Genomic DNA, 14,792 nt, shown 5'->3' with positions numbered 1-14,792 from the left:
TTCAGCGCCAGCAGGTTCGTCTGGTACGCGATGTCGTCGATGATCCCGATCTTCTGCGCGATCTGCTTCATCGCCGCCACCGTCGCGCGCACCGCTTCGCCGCCCTCGGCCGCTTCGCTCGCCGCCTTGGTCGCCATGCCGTCGGTCACCTTCGCGTTCTCGGTGTTCTGCGAGATCGATGCCGTCATCTGCTCGATCGACGCGCTCGTCTCTTCGACCCCCGCGGCCTGCTCGCTCGACGCCTGCGACAGCGACTGCGCCGTCGCGCTCACCTCTTCCGAGGCCCCCGCCAGCGCCTCGGCGCCGCTGTTCACCTCGGTCACCACCTGCGACAGCCTGGCCACCATGTGCTTCATCGCCAGCAGCAGCTGGCCGGTCTCGTCCCGGCTGGTGGATTCGATCTGCACCGTCAGGTCGCCTTCGGCCAGCCGGTTCGCGGCCTCGACCGCACGCCCCAGCGGCTTGCTGACGCTGCGGCTGATGAAGAAGCCGAGCAGCAGGCCCAGCACCACGCCGCCCGCGATCGCGCCGATCATCACGGTGCGGCTGCTGCGGTACAGGCTCTCGGTGTGCTCGGCGGCCGCCTTGGCACGCGCTTCCTTCTGCTGGATCAGCTCGTCGAGCATCTCGTCGAGCTTGTTGGCCTTGTCGCGCACCAGGTCCAGCGACTGCGCCAGCACCTCGTCGCGGTCGGCCAGCTTCTTCGCCGACGCGAGCGTCAGCGCACGCTGCATCTCGCGCTGGTAGTCCTCGGACAGTGCGCCGAACGCGGTGAAGACCTCTTTCGCGCGGTCGCTGACGAACAGCGGCTTGGACTTCTCGATGTAGTCCTTCATCGAGGCCAGGCTCTTCGTGATCGACGCCATGTGCTTGTCGCGCTCGGCCTGCGAGCTCGCCAGCAGGAAGTTCGACCGCGCCCGCCCGATGTAGATCAGGTTGATGTTGGCTTCCTTGATGTACGACAGCCCCATCAGCTCCTTGTTGTACATGTTGTCGGCCAGCTCGTTCATCTGCCCGGTGTTGGAGATGCCGATGACGCCGATCACGACGCTGATCGACGCGACGAGCATGAAGCCCGCGATCAGCCGGACGCCGATCTTGAAGTTGCTGAACATGGTGTGGTTCTCCCTGGAAACTGGTGAATTCAGGCGGCCGCGACCGGCGTGCCGGCCGACTCCATCAGCGCCGGCACGTCGAGGATCAGCGCGACGTCGCCGCTGCCGAGGATGCTGGAGCCGCTGATGCCGCGGACCTGGCCGAACATCTTCGACAAGGGCTTGATGACGGTCTGCGCCTCGCCGAGCAGCGTGTCGACGACGAGGCCGAATTTCTGGCCGGCATGCTTGACGACGACGATGTTCGGGCGCGCGCTTCGCGGCCCGTCGATGTCGAACAGCTCGCGCAGCCGGATGAAAGGCAGCACCTGGCCGCGCAGGTCGGTGTAGTCGTGGCCGGTCTCGGTGCTGAACTCCACGCATTCGTCGACCATGTCGAGCGGCACGACGAACACCGCCTTGCCGACGCCGATCTGGAAGCCGTTGATGATGGCCAGCGTGAGCGGCAGCCGCACCGTGACGGTGGTGCCCTCGCCCGGCGTGCTGGCGATGCCGACGCTGCCGCGCAGCGCGACGATGTTGCGCTTGACGACGTCCATGCCGACGCCGCGGCCGGACAGGTTGGTGACCTTCTCGGCGGTCGAGAAACCAGGCTCGAAGATCAAGCCGTAGATCTCGGCATCGCTCAGCACGCGGCCGGCCTCGATCAGGCCGCGCTCGACGGCCTTCGCGAGGATCTTCTCGCGGTTCAGGCCGCCGCCGTCATCGCTGACCTCGATCACGATGCTGCCGGAGTCGTGGAACGCGTTCAGCATCACGGTGCCGCGGGCCGGCTTGCCGCGCGCGGCGCGCTGCTCGGGCGAATCGATGCCGTGGTCGATCGCGTTGCGCACCAGGTGCGTCAGCGGATCGCCGATCTTCTCGACCACGGTCTTGTCGAGCTCGGTGTCCTCGCCGTCGATGACCAGGCCGATGTCCTTGCCGAGCTCGCGCGAGACGTCGTGCACCACGCGCTGGAAGCGGCTGAAGGTGCCGCCGATCTTGACCATGCGCAGTTGCAGCGCGCTGTCGCGCACTTCCTCGACCAGGCCGGACAGCACCGAGTGGCATTCCTGCAGCTCGCTGTTGCGCGTCTTGCGCGCAATCAGGTTGGCGCCGGCCGACGCGATGATCAGCTCGCCGACCAGGTTGATCAGGTGGTCGAGCTTGTCGGCATCGACGCGGATCGACTGGCTTTCCTGCGTCTTCGCATCCTTCACGCGCTTCTGCTTCTCGAGCGCGGCCTCGACCACCGGCGGCGAGACGCGGCCCTGCTCGACCAGCACCGCGCCGATCAGCGGCGTCGGCACGGCGTGGGCCTGCACGTTCAGCGCCGCTTCCAGTTCGTGGGCGGTGACGGTGCCGCAGCGCACCAGCATCTCGCCGAGGCGCGACGCTTCCTCCGGTGCCGCCTTGATGAGGTCGATGTAGTCGCCGATGCGGCTGTGCGGCGGCACGATGCGCAGCGTGCAGTCGTCGAGCACGAAGTCGAACACGCCCTCGATCGCCGCCTTGTCGGCCTGGCTGCGGAACGCGATCTCGAAGCCGAGGTAACAGGATTCGGGGTCCATCTCGCCGGCCGCCGGCAGCGCGTCGGCCAGCGTCACGATGCCGACCACCTGGCCCAGCGTGCCGAGGTAGCGGATGAAGGACAGCGGGTCCATGCCGTTGCGCAGCACGTCGCGGCCGAAGCGCAGCGAGATGTGCCACAGGTCGGCATCGTGTGCGGCAGCGCCGATGCGTTCGAACGACGGTTCGGTCGTCGCGACGGCGGACGCCACCACCGCGCCCGACGCCGGCTCGAGGTGCGCGCGCAGGCGCAGCAGCAGCGGTTCACCGCGCTGCACCAGCGCCGGGTCGACCTGGTTCGGATCGGACTCGACCGCGTCGACCAGCGCGCCGATGTGGTCGCCGCAGGCCAGCAGCAGCGCGACCATCGGCTCGTCAACGGCGATGCGGCCCTCGCGCACCTCGTCGAGCACGCTCTCGACGACGTGCGTGAACGCCACCACCTGGTCCAGGCCGAACAGCCCGGCCGAGCCCTTGATGGTGTGGGCGGCGCGGAAGATCGCGTTGATCGTCTCCGCCGGTTCGGTCTCCTCGCGCACGCGCAGCAGCGAGGCCTCCATGTCTACCAGCAGCTCGCGGCTTTCCGCGAAGAAGGTCTGCAGGGCCTGGTCCATGTTCATCGGGATGCTTTCCAGGGGCGCGTCAGGCGGCGCGCGATGAGGACGGGGACGACCCGACGACCAGCGGGTCGCCGAAGTGCGCGGCCAGGTCGAACAGTTCCAGCACCTCGACGACGGCGGGGCTGTGGTCGACCAGACGCAGCGTGCGGCCGGCGGCACCGGCTTCGCGCTTGGCGAGCAGCAGCAGCTGCAGCCCGGCGCTGTCGAACTCGCTGACCTGCGACAGGTCGACCTCGACCGCCGCATGCTCGGCCACCGCGGCCAGCAGCGTCTGCTTCAGTTCGGCGGCGCGGTAGATCGTCAGCTCGCCTTCGATGCGGATCCCGGTCACGGCAGCACCAGCTTCTGCACGACACCCAGCAGTTGCTCGGGCTTGAAGGGCTTGACGACCCAGGCCTTGGCGCCGGCTTCCTGGCCTTCCTTCTTCTTCGCGTCCTGCGACTCGGTGGTCAGCATCACGATCGGCGTGAACTTGTAGGCCGGCATCTGCTTGATCGCCTTCACCATGCTGATGCCGTCCATGTTGGGCATGTTGACGTCGCTGATGATCAGGTGGACCTTCAGGCCGGTGAGCTTCTTCAGCGCGTCCTTGCCGTCGACGCCCTCGATCACGTCATAGCCGGCTTGCTTGAGCGAAATGCCGACGACCTGCCGCACGGAGGCGGAGTCGTCGACGATCAGGATGGTCTTGGCCATGGTGTTGTGCTTCCCGGTCTGTCGTTGTCAAAAGAAGGTGATCTCTTCGCTCGCGGCGGCCGCCTGCGCGTCCTGGCCGGCATGCGTGCTGTGCAGGCTGCGCTCGTCGGCCATCGCGTAGGTCTTCTCCAGCTCGGCCAGCAGGACGGCGCTGTCGACCGGCTGCAGCACGCCGCTGCGCTCGAAGCCTTCGCGGCTGCGCGTCAGCTGGGCCGGCAGTTGTTCGATGTTCTGGCGCACGTGCGACATCACCTGGCTGACGCGGTCCTGGAACTGCAGCTGCACCAGTGCCTCGCCGATCTCGCCCTGGATGCCGACGCTCTCGCGCTTCAGCACGTCGGCCGACGCGACCAGCGCATCGGTGACGGTGTGGAAGCCGCCGAGCACGCTGGTGATCGTGGTCTCGCAGGCGACGATGGACGCCGCCTCGCGCTCGGCCGATGCGTCGGCGCTGCGGCGCGCGGTGGCGATCGCGTCGCCGATCAGCGCGACCTTGTCGGCCATGCGCCGGCCGGTCTCGCCGGACGCGGCGGACAGTTTGCGCACCTCCTGCGCCAGCACCGAGAAGCCGCGGCCGGTCTCGCCGGCGTGGGCAGCCTCGATCGCGGCATTGATGGCGAGCAGGTTGGTCTGCGACGCGATGTTGGCCACCTCGGCGGCCATCTGCTGCAGCTCGCCGACGAAGCGGTTCAGGCTTTGCACCTCGGCATGCATCGCGCCGTTGCTGGCCATCGCGGCCCGCAGCGAATCGAGCACGCCGTTCAGTTCCTTGCTGCTGTGGGCGAAGACGGCGACCAGGCCCTGGTCGCTGCTCTCGACCGAGCCGGCGGCCAGGTTCGAGGCGCGCATCGCCTGGTCGAGCTTGTCGACAATGCCGCCGAAGCGCAGCGCGAGGGCCGAGATCGCGGCCTCCATCTGCGCCCGCGAGCTTTCGATGTGGCCACCCCAGACCGGCAGCAGCTCGCGGCCGAGCCGCTCGGTGCCGGTGACGAAGGCGGCGGTGGCGTCGTGCTGTTGGCGGCGCAGCGTGGCCTGGCGCCGGTCGAACAGCGCGCCCGCGATGCCGAGGCCGGCGCCAACCAGCAATGCCCAGCCATTCCAGCCGCTCGCGGCCCAGGTGGCGAGGCCGCCGGCCAGGCCCATTGCGGTGCAGGCGAAGGCGCTCGGCGACAAACGTGATGGCGCGCTCGATGACGGCGCCGCTTCACGCACGGAGGTGAGGCTGAAGGAGGACATGCGTACTTGTCGGCATGCCCGGCGCGGAAATAAAGCGCGACGTGCGACGCGCGGGCCAAAAACTGTGCGGGCCTAGCGCGGATCGTGTAAGTGGTGGTAACTGAAGCGCTGCCTGCGACTCGGGTTAACCCTGTGTCTGGCGCGCCGGCAATACCCATCCGACGGACAGCACGTAGCGGCTGCCACCGAGCACGCGCGTCACGCTGTGCTCGCAGGCATCGGGGCGGAACAGTTTGATGCGGCGCGTCGCGAAGATCGGCGTCGCGCAGATGAACTCGCCGCCGGCGGGTGAGGCCTTCAGCACGATGTTGAGCCGGTAGTGGCGGCGCGCCTGCACCGGGTCGGTGTGCGGCGGGATCTCGGCGCCTTCGGGGTAGCGCAGCAGATAGCTGTCGAAGCCGAGCGGCCAGCGGGCCGTGAGCAGCAGCATCTTGTCGTAGCCGGTGCCCTGGCGGCCGCGTTGCCAGCGGAAGGCCTGGCGCTTGTAGTTGGCGAAGGAGGCAAACAAGGAGGCGATGAGACCCATCGCCTGGAGCTTACGCGGTCGGGTGCCGTGGAGCAGGGCTCGCGCCGCTTCAGCCGTCAGCCCACGTGGCTTGCGCACGGCGTTTTCACCAGTTCATCCGAGACAAGGCGGTCCAGCGCCGCCATGCTTTTGCAGCAGGCGTCCCAGTCCTCGGCGTCGATTTTCTCTTCGAGTTCATTGAGCTTTTTGTCAATGGCACTCGAAAGCGCCGGTGGAAGTTTGGCGCTTACCGCAGTCAGTTTCCTGCGCAGATTTTCTTCTACGTCGAAAAGATGCGACGTCCAACTCAGCCCCCTCTGACGCGCCTCAGCAGCATTCGAGAACTCGCTGTTGTCAATGGTTGCCTTCAGGTCGAACATGGCCGCTGGCGCCAGCCCGTGACGATCGAGGCCCAGGTCGAAATCGACACCCAATCGGAGGATGATGCCCACGCCACGCCCACGCGTCTCCCGCTCAACAACCATCAACCACCCGGCGGCCTCGCGGATGAGGTCGATGGGAAGCCCGCTCTCCCGGAGGAGTCCGAACATGACTGCATTCGCGAATCCGCGCGATGCGATTCGACCGGTCCGCATACGGGCCCCAATCGAAGAATTGCCGATCCGAATCGGTTCCCACACCTGAGAGGAGACGGGCACGGCGGTGGAGGTATTTCTCTGAACGTTCATGGACGGAACCACGGAGGGCGTGTGATGCGATCCTTCTGAGTGAACCAGAGGCCCTGTTCGGTTCCTTCTCCCGACAAAGATCGACGATCAGTGCCAGCGCGCCTGCACGGATCGGTGTGCGGCAACCCGCTCCCTTCAAGCCGCCGCGGCCTCGCGCCGTACCCCCGCCTTCGCATCGATCGCCTGCAGCACCCGCCGCAGCGCCCCCACTGCCTCGTCGATCTGCGCCCGCTCGATCACCAGCGGCGGCGCGAGCCGCACGACGGTGTGGTGCGTGTCCTTGGTCAGCACGCCTTCGTCCATCAGCCGCTCGCAGACCTCGCGCGCGCTCGCGAACGCCGGGTCGATCTGCACGCCGACCAGCAGTCCGCGGCCACGGATGTCGGTGATCGCCGGGTGCTGCAGCTTGCCGAGCTGGGCCATCAGGTAGTCGCCCTGCTCGTGCGCGCGGCGCGACAACTGCTCGCGCTCCAGCAACTGCAGCGCGGCCAGCCCGACGGCCGCGGCCAGCGGGTTGCCGCCGAAGGTGCTGCCGTGGTCGCCGGGCGTGAACTGCGCCATCACGTCGTCGCGCGCGAGGAAGGCGCTGACCGGCAGCAGCCCGCCGCCGAGCGCCTTGCCGAGCACCAGGCCGTCGGGCAGCACGCCGTCGTGCTCGCAGGCCAGCAGCCGGCCGGTGCGGCCGAGGCCGGTCTGCACCTCGTCGCAGATCATCAGCACGTTGTGCTTCGTGCAGATCTCGCGCACCGCCTTCAGGTAGCCGGCCGGCGGCACGATGATGCCGGCCTCGCCCTGGATCGGCTCGACGATGAAGGCCGCGGTGTGCGGCGTGATGGCGGCTTCGAGCGCCCGCGCATCGCCGAACGGCACCGCGCTGAAGCCGGGCGCGAACGGACCGAAGCCGTCGCGGTACTGCGCCTCGGTCGAGAAGCCGACGATCGTCGTCGTGCGGCCGGCGAAGTTGCCTTCGGCGACGAGGATCTGCGCCAGGCCCTCGGGCACGCGCTTGACCTTGTAGGCCCACTTGCGGGCCGCCTTGATCGCGGTCTCCACCGCCTCGGCGCCGCTGTTCATCGGCAGCGCGCGCGCCATGCCGGTCATGCGGCACAGCGTCTCGAGGAAGGGACCGAGCCGGTCGGTGTGGAAGGCCCGGCTCGTGACGGCGAGCGTCTGCGCCTGCTCGGTCAGCGCCTGCACCAGCACCGGGTGGCTGTGGCCGAAGCTGACGGCCGAGTAGGCGGACATCATGTCGAGGTAGCGCCGGCCCTGGTCGTCAAAGAGATGAACCCCTTCGCCGCGCGTCAGCACGACCGGCAGCGGGTGGTAGTTGTCGGCGCCATACCGCTGTTCCAGCGCGATCGGTGAGGTCTTCGGTGATGTCGTCACTGGGGCCTGGCGGGCTTGCAGCGCGGCGGCGCGGGCGGCGGTGGTCATGTCGACTCCTGGTCTGGGTGCATAGCGAACGCTCACAGTCTAGAGATCTCATGGCGAAATTTGCGTTCCAAAACTTGCATCCAAGCCGCCTGAAGTGCACGATTCGTGCATTGAAGAAGGCGAAGCGATGAATGCTGGAGCAATTGACGGCCTGGACCGCAAGATTCTGGAAGCCCTGCAGGCCGATGGCCGCGCCAGCAACGTGGAGTTGGCGGCGCTGGTGCACCTGTCGGCACCGCAGTGCTTCCGCCGCGTGCGCGCGCTGGAAGAGCGCGGCGTGATCCGCGGCTACCGCGCGCAGGTCGAGCCGCAGGCGCTGGGGTTGGGCGTGATGGCCTACGTCAGCCTGAACATCGACGGTGGCCAGTTCGGCCGCGTGCGTGAGGTCGAGGCCGACATCCGCGCGTTCCCGCAGATCCTCGAATGCCACACGGTCTCGGGCGACAGCGATTACCTGCTGAAGGTGGTCGCGCACGACCTGAAGAGCCTGAGCCAGTTCCTGACCGATCGCTTGATGCAGGTGCCCGGCGTCGACGACGTGCGCTCGATGATCTGCATGGAAGAGGTGAAGGCGCCGTCGCCGTTGCCGGTGGCGATATGAGGCTGCTGGTGCTTGGCGGTGGGGTGTTCCTCGGTGCGGCCGTGGTCGACGTGGCGCGCGCGGCGGGGCATGCGGTGACGGTATTCAACCGCGGGCGGGCGCGCAGTGCGTGGCCGGCGGGCGTCGAATGCATCGTCGGTGATCGGCAACACGATCTCGGTGCGCTGCAGGGCCGGAACTTCGATGCGGTGGTCGACACCTGCGGCTACCTGCCAGGGGACGTGCGGCTCAGCGCCGAGGCCTTGGTCGATGCGGGGCAGTACCTGTTCGTCTCGAGCGTATCGGCGTATGCATCGCTCGCGCGGCCGGGCGAGGACGAGCGCGCGCCGCTGGCCGCGTTCGACGGCGTGCCCCCGGACGATCGAAGCGTCGCGCATTACGGCACACAGAAGGCGGCCTGCGAGGCGGCGTTGCGCGCGCTGTGGGGCGAGCGCGCATTGGTGGTGCGGCCCGGGCTGATCGTCGGGCCGGGCGACCCGACCGGCCGCTTCAGCCATTGGCTGTGGCGCGCCGCGGCCGGCGGCACGATGCTGGTGCCCGATTCGCCATCGCCGCTGCAGGTGATCGACGTGCGCGATCTCGCCGCGTGGATGGTGACGCTGCTGGAGGATGGCGCGAGCGGTGACTTCAACGCGACCGGGCCGGTCGAGGGGCCGCTGACCTGGCCGCGGCTGATCGACGCCTGCCTCGCCGCGGCCGCGCGTGCAGGCCATGCGCCGGCGACGCCACGGGCCGTCAGCGAGGCCTTCCTGCAAGCTGAAGGCGTGCGCCTGTGGACCGAGCTGCCGCTGTGGATCCCGGTGAGCGAGGCGGATTCGCAAGGCTTCCTCGCGGTCAGCGTGGCGCGAGCGCAGGCGGCCGGGCTGCGCACACGGCCACTGCACGAGACGGCCGCCGACATCCTCGCTGAGCCGATCCCAGCGCCCGACGATGCGCGTCGGCAGAGCAAGCTGACGCCGCAGCGAGAACAGGAATTGCTGGCACGATGGGCGAAGCTCGCACCCCCACCTCCATGACCTCACCACCCACCTTGCGCTGGGGCCTGATCGGCGCGGCCCGCATCGCTGCGTCGGCGCTGATCCCGGCCTTCCGCAGCACCGGCAGCCCGATCGTCGCGCTCGGCTGCAGCGATCCCGCCCGCGGCGCGGCCTTCGCCGCCACCCACGAGATCCCGCTCGCGACCAGCTACGCCGCGCTGCTCGCGCGCGACGACATCGACGCCGTCTACATCGCGCTGCCCAACCATGCGCACCTGCCGCTGACGCTCGCGGCGCTGTCGGCCGGCAAGCACGTGCTGTGCGAGAAGCCGCTTGCGCTCAGCGCCGGCGAAGCGCGGCAGATGAAGGCCGCCGCCGCTGCCGCCGGGCGCACCGTGATGGAAGCCTTCATGCACCGCTTCCACCCGCAGCTCGCCCGCGCACAGGCGCTCGTGCAAGGCGACGCCTGGGGCCCGCTGAAGTGGATGCGCAGCCACTTTACCTACACGCTGCACGACCCGGCCGACGTGCGCTGGAGTCGCCGCATGGGCGGCGGCGCGCTGTACGACCTGGGCTGCTATCCGCTCAGCGTGATGCGCTGGCTGGCCGGCGTCGAACCGGTGGTGCTCGGCGTCACGGCCGGGCTGACCCCGCCCGATGCCGAAGGCGGCCGCGTCGACCACGCCGCCCACGCGATGCTGCGCTTCGACACGGTGCACGGCGACGTCACCGGCCATTTCGATTGCGCGTTCTCGCTGCCGCCGCACACGCAGTTCGAGGCCTTGCTGCGCGACGGCATCCTGCGGCTGGAAACGCCGTTCGGCTGGAAGGATGTCGAGGCGGTGCTGCGCATCGGCGAGCACGTCGAGCGCTTCGCACCGTGCGACCCGTATGCGCTGATGGTGCGGCACTTCGAGGCCGCGGCGCTCGGGCACGAGGCGCCGCGCATCACGCTCGACGATTCGATCGCGCAGGCCGTTGCGATGGACGCGCTGCTGGCCGGCGCGCATGCAGCGGCCAACCCCTGAGGTTCGCCGAGCCGCTCATTCGAAATCGAGGAACACCGTCTCGCCTTCGCCCTGCAGGTGGATGTCCCAGCGGTAGCTGCCGTCGGCCTGGCGTTGTGCGATCAGCGTGTCGCGGCGCGCCGCCGGCACCTGCGCCAGCAGCTCCGAGTTCGCGAGCCCCGGCGCATCGGCCAGGAACACCGCGCAGAACTGGTGCTTCAACAGCCCGCGCGCGAAGAGCGTGATCCAGGCCACCGGCTCGCCCGGTGCGGCCTGCGGCGACGCGCCCAGTTCGATGCGGAACTCGCCGCGCTCGCCGGTCGCGCAACGGCGAAAGCCGGGCATCGGGCGCTCGTGCTCGCCGGTCGCCGCGACCGGTGACCAGGCCTCGACCCAGCCATCGCTCACCGGCTGGCCCTGCCCGTCGAACAGCACGCCGCCGATCGTGATCCAGGTGGTGGCCGTGGCGCCCTGCTGCGACAGCTCGGCGGCCCAGCGCCAGCCCTCGTGCGGGAACGGACCGATGGTCTGCGAAGACGTGATGAGAGCCGGCGTGATGCGGTTCGTCATGGCGCTCGTGCTCACAGGGCCATCGGCGTCGCGTGGCGGCCGCGCAGCACGATGTCGAAGTCGTAGCCGAGGGCATTGCCGCCGTCGGTGTGGTCCATGTTCAGGTGCGCGGCCAGGCGGGTGCGCGCCGCGTCGTCCGGGATGCTCTGGAAGATGGGGTCGAACGCGAACAGCGGATCGCCCGCGAAATACATCTGCGTCACCAGCCGCTGCGCCATCACGTTGCCGAACAGCGAGAAGTGGATGTGCGCCGGCCGCCAGGCCTTGTCGTGGTTGCCCCAGGGGTACGGCCCCGGCTTGATGGTCACGAAGCGGTAGCGGCCGTCGTCGTCGGTGAACATCTTGCCGACGCCGTGGAAGTTCGGGTCGAGCGGCGCATCGTGCTGGTCCTTCTTGTGCCAGTAGCGGCCGGCCGCATTGCACTGCCACACCTCGAGCAGCGAACGCCGCACCGGGCGGCCGTCTTCGTCGACCACGCGGCCGCTGACGATGATCTTCTCGCCGAGCGGCGCGCTGCTGCCGTGCGACGTCAGGTCGAGGTCCTTCGGGCCGATCAGCGCCGGCGAGAAACGCACTCCATCGCTCGCCGGAACGGGCGCTTTCACCCGCAGCGGCGACAGCGTCGGCCCGCGGCCAAGGGTGGATCGGTACGGGGGATGGATCAGGCTCGGGTACACGCCCGGCGCCACCTCGTCGAACTGCATCGAATGTCTCCTTGATCCGCCAATCGCCCACGCGTGGGCGCAGCGGCTGCAACGCGCGAAAGGTAGGCTACATTGAATCGCACCACAAGGGGCTGCGCGCCGATCGCGTCGACACAGCGCCCACGGTGGGCGATTGGCGCACATCGCAGAAGCAGTCCAGGAGTGGCAGTTGATGAACGCTCGCGAACCGCAGCTTCCCGACGACGACCAGGCCGCCGACCCCGCGGCCCCCGTCGCCCCCAACAAGCGCGACCTGATCGCCGGCCTCGAAAAGGGCCTCGCGGTGATCGAGGCCTTCGACCAGGACCGTCCCCGGCTCACGATCAGCGAGGTGGCGGCCCGCTGCAGCCTGACCCGCGCCGCCGCGCGCCGCTACCTGATCACGCTGGAATACCTCGGCTACGTCAACAGCGACCGCAAGATGTACGCGCTGACGCCGAAGGTGCTGCGCATGGGGCAAAGCTACATGCACTCGGCGCGCTTGCCGCGCATCGTGCAGCCTGAATTGCACAAGCTGGCCTATGCGCTGAAGGAAGCCTCGTCGGCCGGCGTGCTCGACGGCAACGACGTGATCTGCATTGCCGCCACCAGCGCCGGCCGCGTCGTGTCGTCCACCTTGCAACCGGGCACGCGCGTGCCGGCGTACTGCACCGCGAACGGCCGCGTGCTGCTGAGCGCGCTGCCGCAAGCCGAGGTCGACACCTGGATCGCGCGCCAGACGCTGGAGCCGCTGACGCCCAACACCGTGACGCTGCCGGAGCGGCTGCGCCTCGAGATCGCCCGCACCCGCTCGCAGGGCTATGCGACGGTGGACCAGGAGCTGGAGCTCGGGCTGCGGACGATCTCGGTGCCGCTGAAGAACCACCGCGGCGAGGTGCTGGCGGCGATGAACGTCAGCGTGCATGCGGCGCGCGTCACGATGGACCAGCTGGTCGAAGGCTCGCTGCCGGCGCTGCTGCACGCCCAGGCCAGCCTGCGCACGGTGCTGTGACGCCATGAGGGTGCAGGTCGCGATCATCGGGGGCGGACCGGCGGGCCTGCTGCTCGGCCAGCGGCTGCACCAGGCCGGCATCGCCGCGGTGATCCTCGAACAGCGCAGCGCCGCCTATGTGCTGGGCCGCATCCGCGCCGGCGTGCTCGAGCAGGGCACGGTCGACCTGATGGACCAGCTCGGCGTCGGCCAGCGCATGCATGCGCAGGGGCTGGTGCACGGCGGCTTCGACCTCGGTTTCCGCAACACCCGCCAGCGCATCGACCTGCACCGCCTGACGCACGGCCGGCAGGTGATGGTCTACGGCCAGACCGAGCTGACGCGCGACCTGATGGACGCCCGCAGCGCCTGCGGTGCCGTCACCGAGTACGAGGCCGAGGACGTGCAGCTGCACGACTTCGACGGCGCAGCGCCGCGCGTCACCTGGCGCCGGCAAGGCGTCGCGCACGAGCTGCACTGCGACTTCATCGCCGGCTGCGACGGCTTCCACGGCGTGAGCCGCGCCAGCGTGCCGCCGGCAGCGCTGAAGGTGTTCGAGCGCAGCTACCCGTTCGGCTGGCTCGGCGTGCTGTCGGAGACGCCGCCGGTCTCGCACGAGCTGATCTATTCGAACCACGAGCGCGGCTTCGCGCTGTGCAGCATGCGGTCGCTGACGCGCAGCCGGTACTACATCCAGTGCCCGGCGGACGACACGCTGGCGCAATGGAGCGACCAGGCCTTCTGGGACGAGCTGCGCCGCCGGCTCGACCCGGAATCGGCCGAGCGCATGGTGACCGGCCCGTCGATCGAGAAGAGCATCGCGCCGCTGCGCAGCTTCGTCGCCGAGCCGATGCGCTTCGGCCGGCTGTTCCTCGCCGGCGATGCGGCGCACATCGTGCCGCCGACCGGCGCGAAGGGGCTGAACCTCGCGGCCTCCGATGTGCAGTACCTGTCGCAGGCGCTGATCGAGCACTACCAGCAGCGCAGCGATGACGGCATCGACCACTACTCCGAACGCTGCCTGCGCCGCGTGTGGAACGCGGTGCGCTTCTCGTGGTGGTTCACGTCGCTGATGCACCGGTTTCCGGAGGGTGGCGAGTTCGGGCAGAAGGTGCAGGAGGCGGAGATCGGCTACCTGCTGCAGTCCGAGGCGGCGGCCACCGTGCTGGCCGAGAACTACGTCGGCCTGCCGCTCGACCACTGACCGGCGCGTCAGCGAACCGGGATGTGGATGTCGGTGATCAGCGCTTCGGCCGGCACCCGGCTCGCATCGTTCACGTAGTCCTCGAACGGCGCGGCATCGCGCAGCTCGAGACCGGACGACGGCACCCAGTCGCGGTAGATCGCACGCCAGGTCTGCCACAGCGTGTCGTACGGCCCGGTGTGGCGGAACACCGCCCAGCGGCCGGCGGGGATCGCCTGGCAGTCGATGCGGTCCACGGTCGAGAGGTCGGGCACCGGGCCGGTGAATGCGATGGCCGCGATGAAGCGCGCATCGGGGTCGTCGAAGCCCCGGATCTCGTCGGGGCAGATCGCGAGGCACGCTGTCTGCCGCTCGCCGAGGCCGAGCGCCTGCATGGCCGGCAGCAGGCGGCCGAAGGCGCGCTGCGCGGCGGCGCTCATGTCGTTGTCGATCGCACCGCGTTCGGTGGCGCACAGCACCTGGCGTTCAGGCAGGTCGCGGAAGGTCGGTTCAAGCATGGTCTTTCTCCGGGAGGGTCGGTGGGATGCCACCACCGGCAGCGCCAGGCGCGGGTCCACCAGCGCCGTGCGCACCGCGCTCGGCGACAGGCCGAACTCACGCCGCAGCGCGCGAGCGAAGCTCGTGCCGCCATCGAAGCCGCAATCGAGCGCGATCTGCCCGACCGGCGCGCTGCCACCGCGCAGCGCCTCGACGGCGGCAGCGAGGCGCATGCGCAGCACGTACTGCGCCGGCGTCATGCCGGTCATCGCGGAGAACACGCGGTGGAAGTGAAAGCGCGACATCGCGGCGATGTCGGCCAGCGTGCCGCCCTCCAGGTCTGAAGCCAGGTGGGCATGCACATGGGCGACGACGCGGTTGATGCGGCGGCGGTAGGAGAGTTCGGACTGCGGGCGCATGGACGAAGGTGATGGGCCGC

The 14,792-nt window shown here is 69.2% G+C and carries 16 protein-coding genes; 5 read left to right on the top strand and 11 right to left on the bottom strand.

The window, feature by feature from the left end:
* From BUE42_RS15840 to rocD, 8 genes are all read right to left on the bottom strand, one after another.
* Positions 1-1,115 (bottom strand): methyl-accepting chemotaxis protein (locus BUE42_RS15840; RefSeq protein WP_073466058.1); only part of this gene is annotated, 1,115 nt, incomplete at its 3' end.
* 29 nt (positions 1,116-1,144) lie between these two features.
* Entirely contained in the window at positions 1,145-3,283 is a 2,139-nt protein-coding gene (locus tag BUE42_RS15835) for a chemotaxis protein CheA (protein ID WP_073466057.1), read from the bottom strand.
* A gap of 22 nt (positions 3,284-3,305) precedes the next feature.
* A complete protein-coding gene (locus BUE42_RS15830; protein WP_073466056.1) occupies positions 3,306-3,614 on the bottom strand; it encodes an STAS domain-containing protein in 309 nt (102 codons plus the stop codon).
* A complete protein-coding gene (locus BUE42_RS15825) occupies positions 3,611-3,979 on the bottom strand; it encodes a response regulator (RefSeq protein WP_073466055.1) in 369 nt (122 codons plus the stop codon). The genes BUE42_RS15830 and BUE42_RS15825 overlap by 4 nt, the downstream gene beginning before the upstream one ends.
* Positions 3,980-4,006: 27 nt before the next feature.
* On the bottom strand, positions 4,007-5,215 hold the full coding sequence (locus BUE42_RS15820) for a methyl-accepting chemotaxis protein (RefSeq protein WP_143171527.1): 1,209 nt from the start codon (positions 5,213-5,215) through the stop codon (positions 4,007-4,009).
* A 124-nt stretch (positions 5,216-5,339) separates the two neighbouring features.
* A complete protein-coding gene (locus BUE42_RS15815) occupies positions 5,340-5,741 on the bottom strand; it encodes a 2OG-Fe(II) oxygenase family protein (RefSeq protein ID WP_073466053.1) in 402 nt (133 codons plus the stop codon).
* A 56-nt stretch (positions 5,742-5,797) separates the two neighbouring features.
* Positions 5,798-6,271 carry a hypothetical protein gene (locus BUE42_RS15810; protein ID WP_073466052.1) on the bottom strand — a complete coding sequence of 158 codons (474 nt, stop codon included), beginning with the start codon at positions 6,269-6,271 and terminating at the stop codon, positions 5,798-5,800.
* 273 nt (positions 6,272-6,544) lie between these two features.
* Positions 6,545-7,795: an ornithine--oxo-acid transaminase gene (rocD, locus tag BUE42_RS15805; RefSeq protein WP_073466077.1), complete on the bottom strand. Its 1,251-nt coding sequence runs from the start codon at positions 7,793-7,795 to the stop codon at positions 6,545-6,547.
* Between the two features lie 175 nt (positions 7,796-7,970).
* Between rocD and BUE42_RS15800 the strand changes: the two genes are divergently transcribed.
* Genes BUE42_RS15800 through BUE42_RS15790 form a run of 3 tightly spaced genes read left to right on the top strand, consistent with a single transcriptional unit; the run spans position 7,971 to position 10,449 of the window.
* Positions 7,971-8,444: an Lrp/AsnC family transcriptional regulator gene (locus BUE42_RS15800; protein ID WP_073466076.1), complete on the top strand. Its 474-nt coding sequence runs from the start codon at positions 7,971-7,973 to the stop codon at positions 8,442-8,444.
* On the top strand, positions 8,441-9,460 hold the full coding sequence (locus tag BUE42_RS15795; RefSeq protein ID WP_073466051.1) for an NAD-dependent epimerase/dehydratase family protein: 1,020 nt from the start codon (positions 8,441-8,443) through the stop codon (positions 9,458-9,460). Before BUE42_RS15800 ends, BUE42_RS15795 begins: the two co-directional genes overlap by 4 nt.
* On the top strand, positions 9,457-10,449 hold the full coding sequence (locus tag BUE42_RS15790; protein WP_073466050.1) for a Gfo/Idh/MocA family protein: 993 nt from the start codon (positions 9,457-9,459) through the stop codon (positions 10,447-10,449). Before BUE42_RS15795 ends, BUE42_RS15790 begins: the two co-directional genes overlap by 4 nt.
* A 15-nt stretch (positions 10,450-10,464) precedes the next feature.
* Here the strand turns inward: BUE42_RS15790 and BUE42_RS15785 are convergent, their stop codons facing one another.
* Both BUE42_RS15785 and pcaH read right to left on the bottom strand, forming a co-directional pair.
* Positions 10,465-10,998: a peptidase associated/transthyretin-like domain-containing protein gene (locus tag BUE42_RS15785; protein ID WP_073466075.1), complete on the bottom strand. Its 534-nt coding sequence runs from the start codon at positions 10,996-10,998 to the stop codon at positions 10,465-10,467.
* An 11-nt stretch (positions 10,999-11,009) separates the two neighbouring features.
* The gene (pcaH, locus tag BUE42_RS15780; RefSeq protein WP_073466049.1) at positions 11,010-11,702 is read right to left on the bottom strand and encodes a protocatechuate 3,4-dioxygenase subunit beta; all 693 of its coding nucleotides are present in this window, start codon (positions 11,700-11,702) and stop codon (positions 11,010-11,012) included.
* A 172-nt stretch (positions 11,703-11,874) separates the two neighbouring features.
* Between pcaH and BUE42_RS15775 the strand changes: the two genes are divergently transcribed.
* Complete coding sequence (locus BUE42_RS15775; protein WP_073466048.1) at positions 11,875-12,693, top strand: IclR family transcriptional regulator domain-containing protein; 819 nt, start codon at positions 11,875-11,877, stop codon at positions 12,691-12,693.
* Positions 12,694-12,697: 4 nt separating this feature from the next.
* A complete protein-coding gene (pobA, locus tag BUE42_RS15770) occupies positions 12,698-13,876 on the top strand; it encodes a 4-hydroxybenzoate 3-monooxygenase (protein ID WP_073466047.1) in 1,179 nt (392 codons plus the stop codon).
* A gap of 8 nt (positions 13,877-13,884) precedes the next feature.
* Here pobA and BUE42_RS15765 read toward each other — a convergent pair whose 3' ends face one another.
* Positions 13,885-14,772 (bottom strand): AraC family transcriptional regulator, encoded by an 888-nt coding sequence (locus tag BUE42_RS15765; RefSeq protein ID WP_073466046.1) that lies wholly within the window; start codon positions 14,770-14,772, stop codon positions 13,885-13,887.
* Positions 14,773-14,792: the final 20 nt, after the last annotated feature.

Origin of the sequence: Rhizobacter sp. OV335, from assembly GCF_900142965.1 — a bacterium.
GTDB lineage: Bacteria > Pseudomonadota > Gammaproteobacteria > Burkholderiales > Burkholderiaceae_C > Rhizobacter.
The sequence above is the reverse complement of the archived record's forward strand: the minus strand, read 5'-3'. Positions and strand labels throughout refer to the sequence as shown.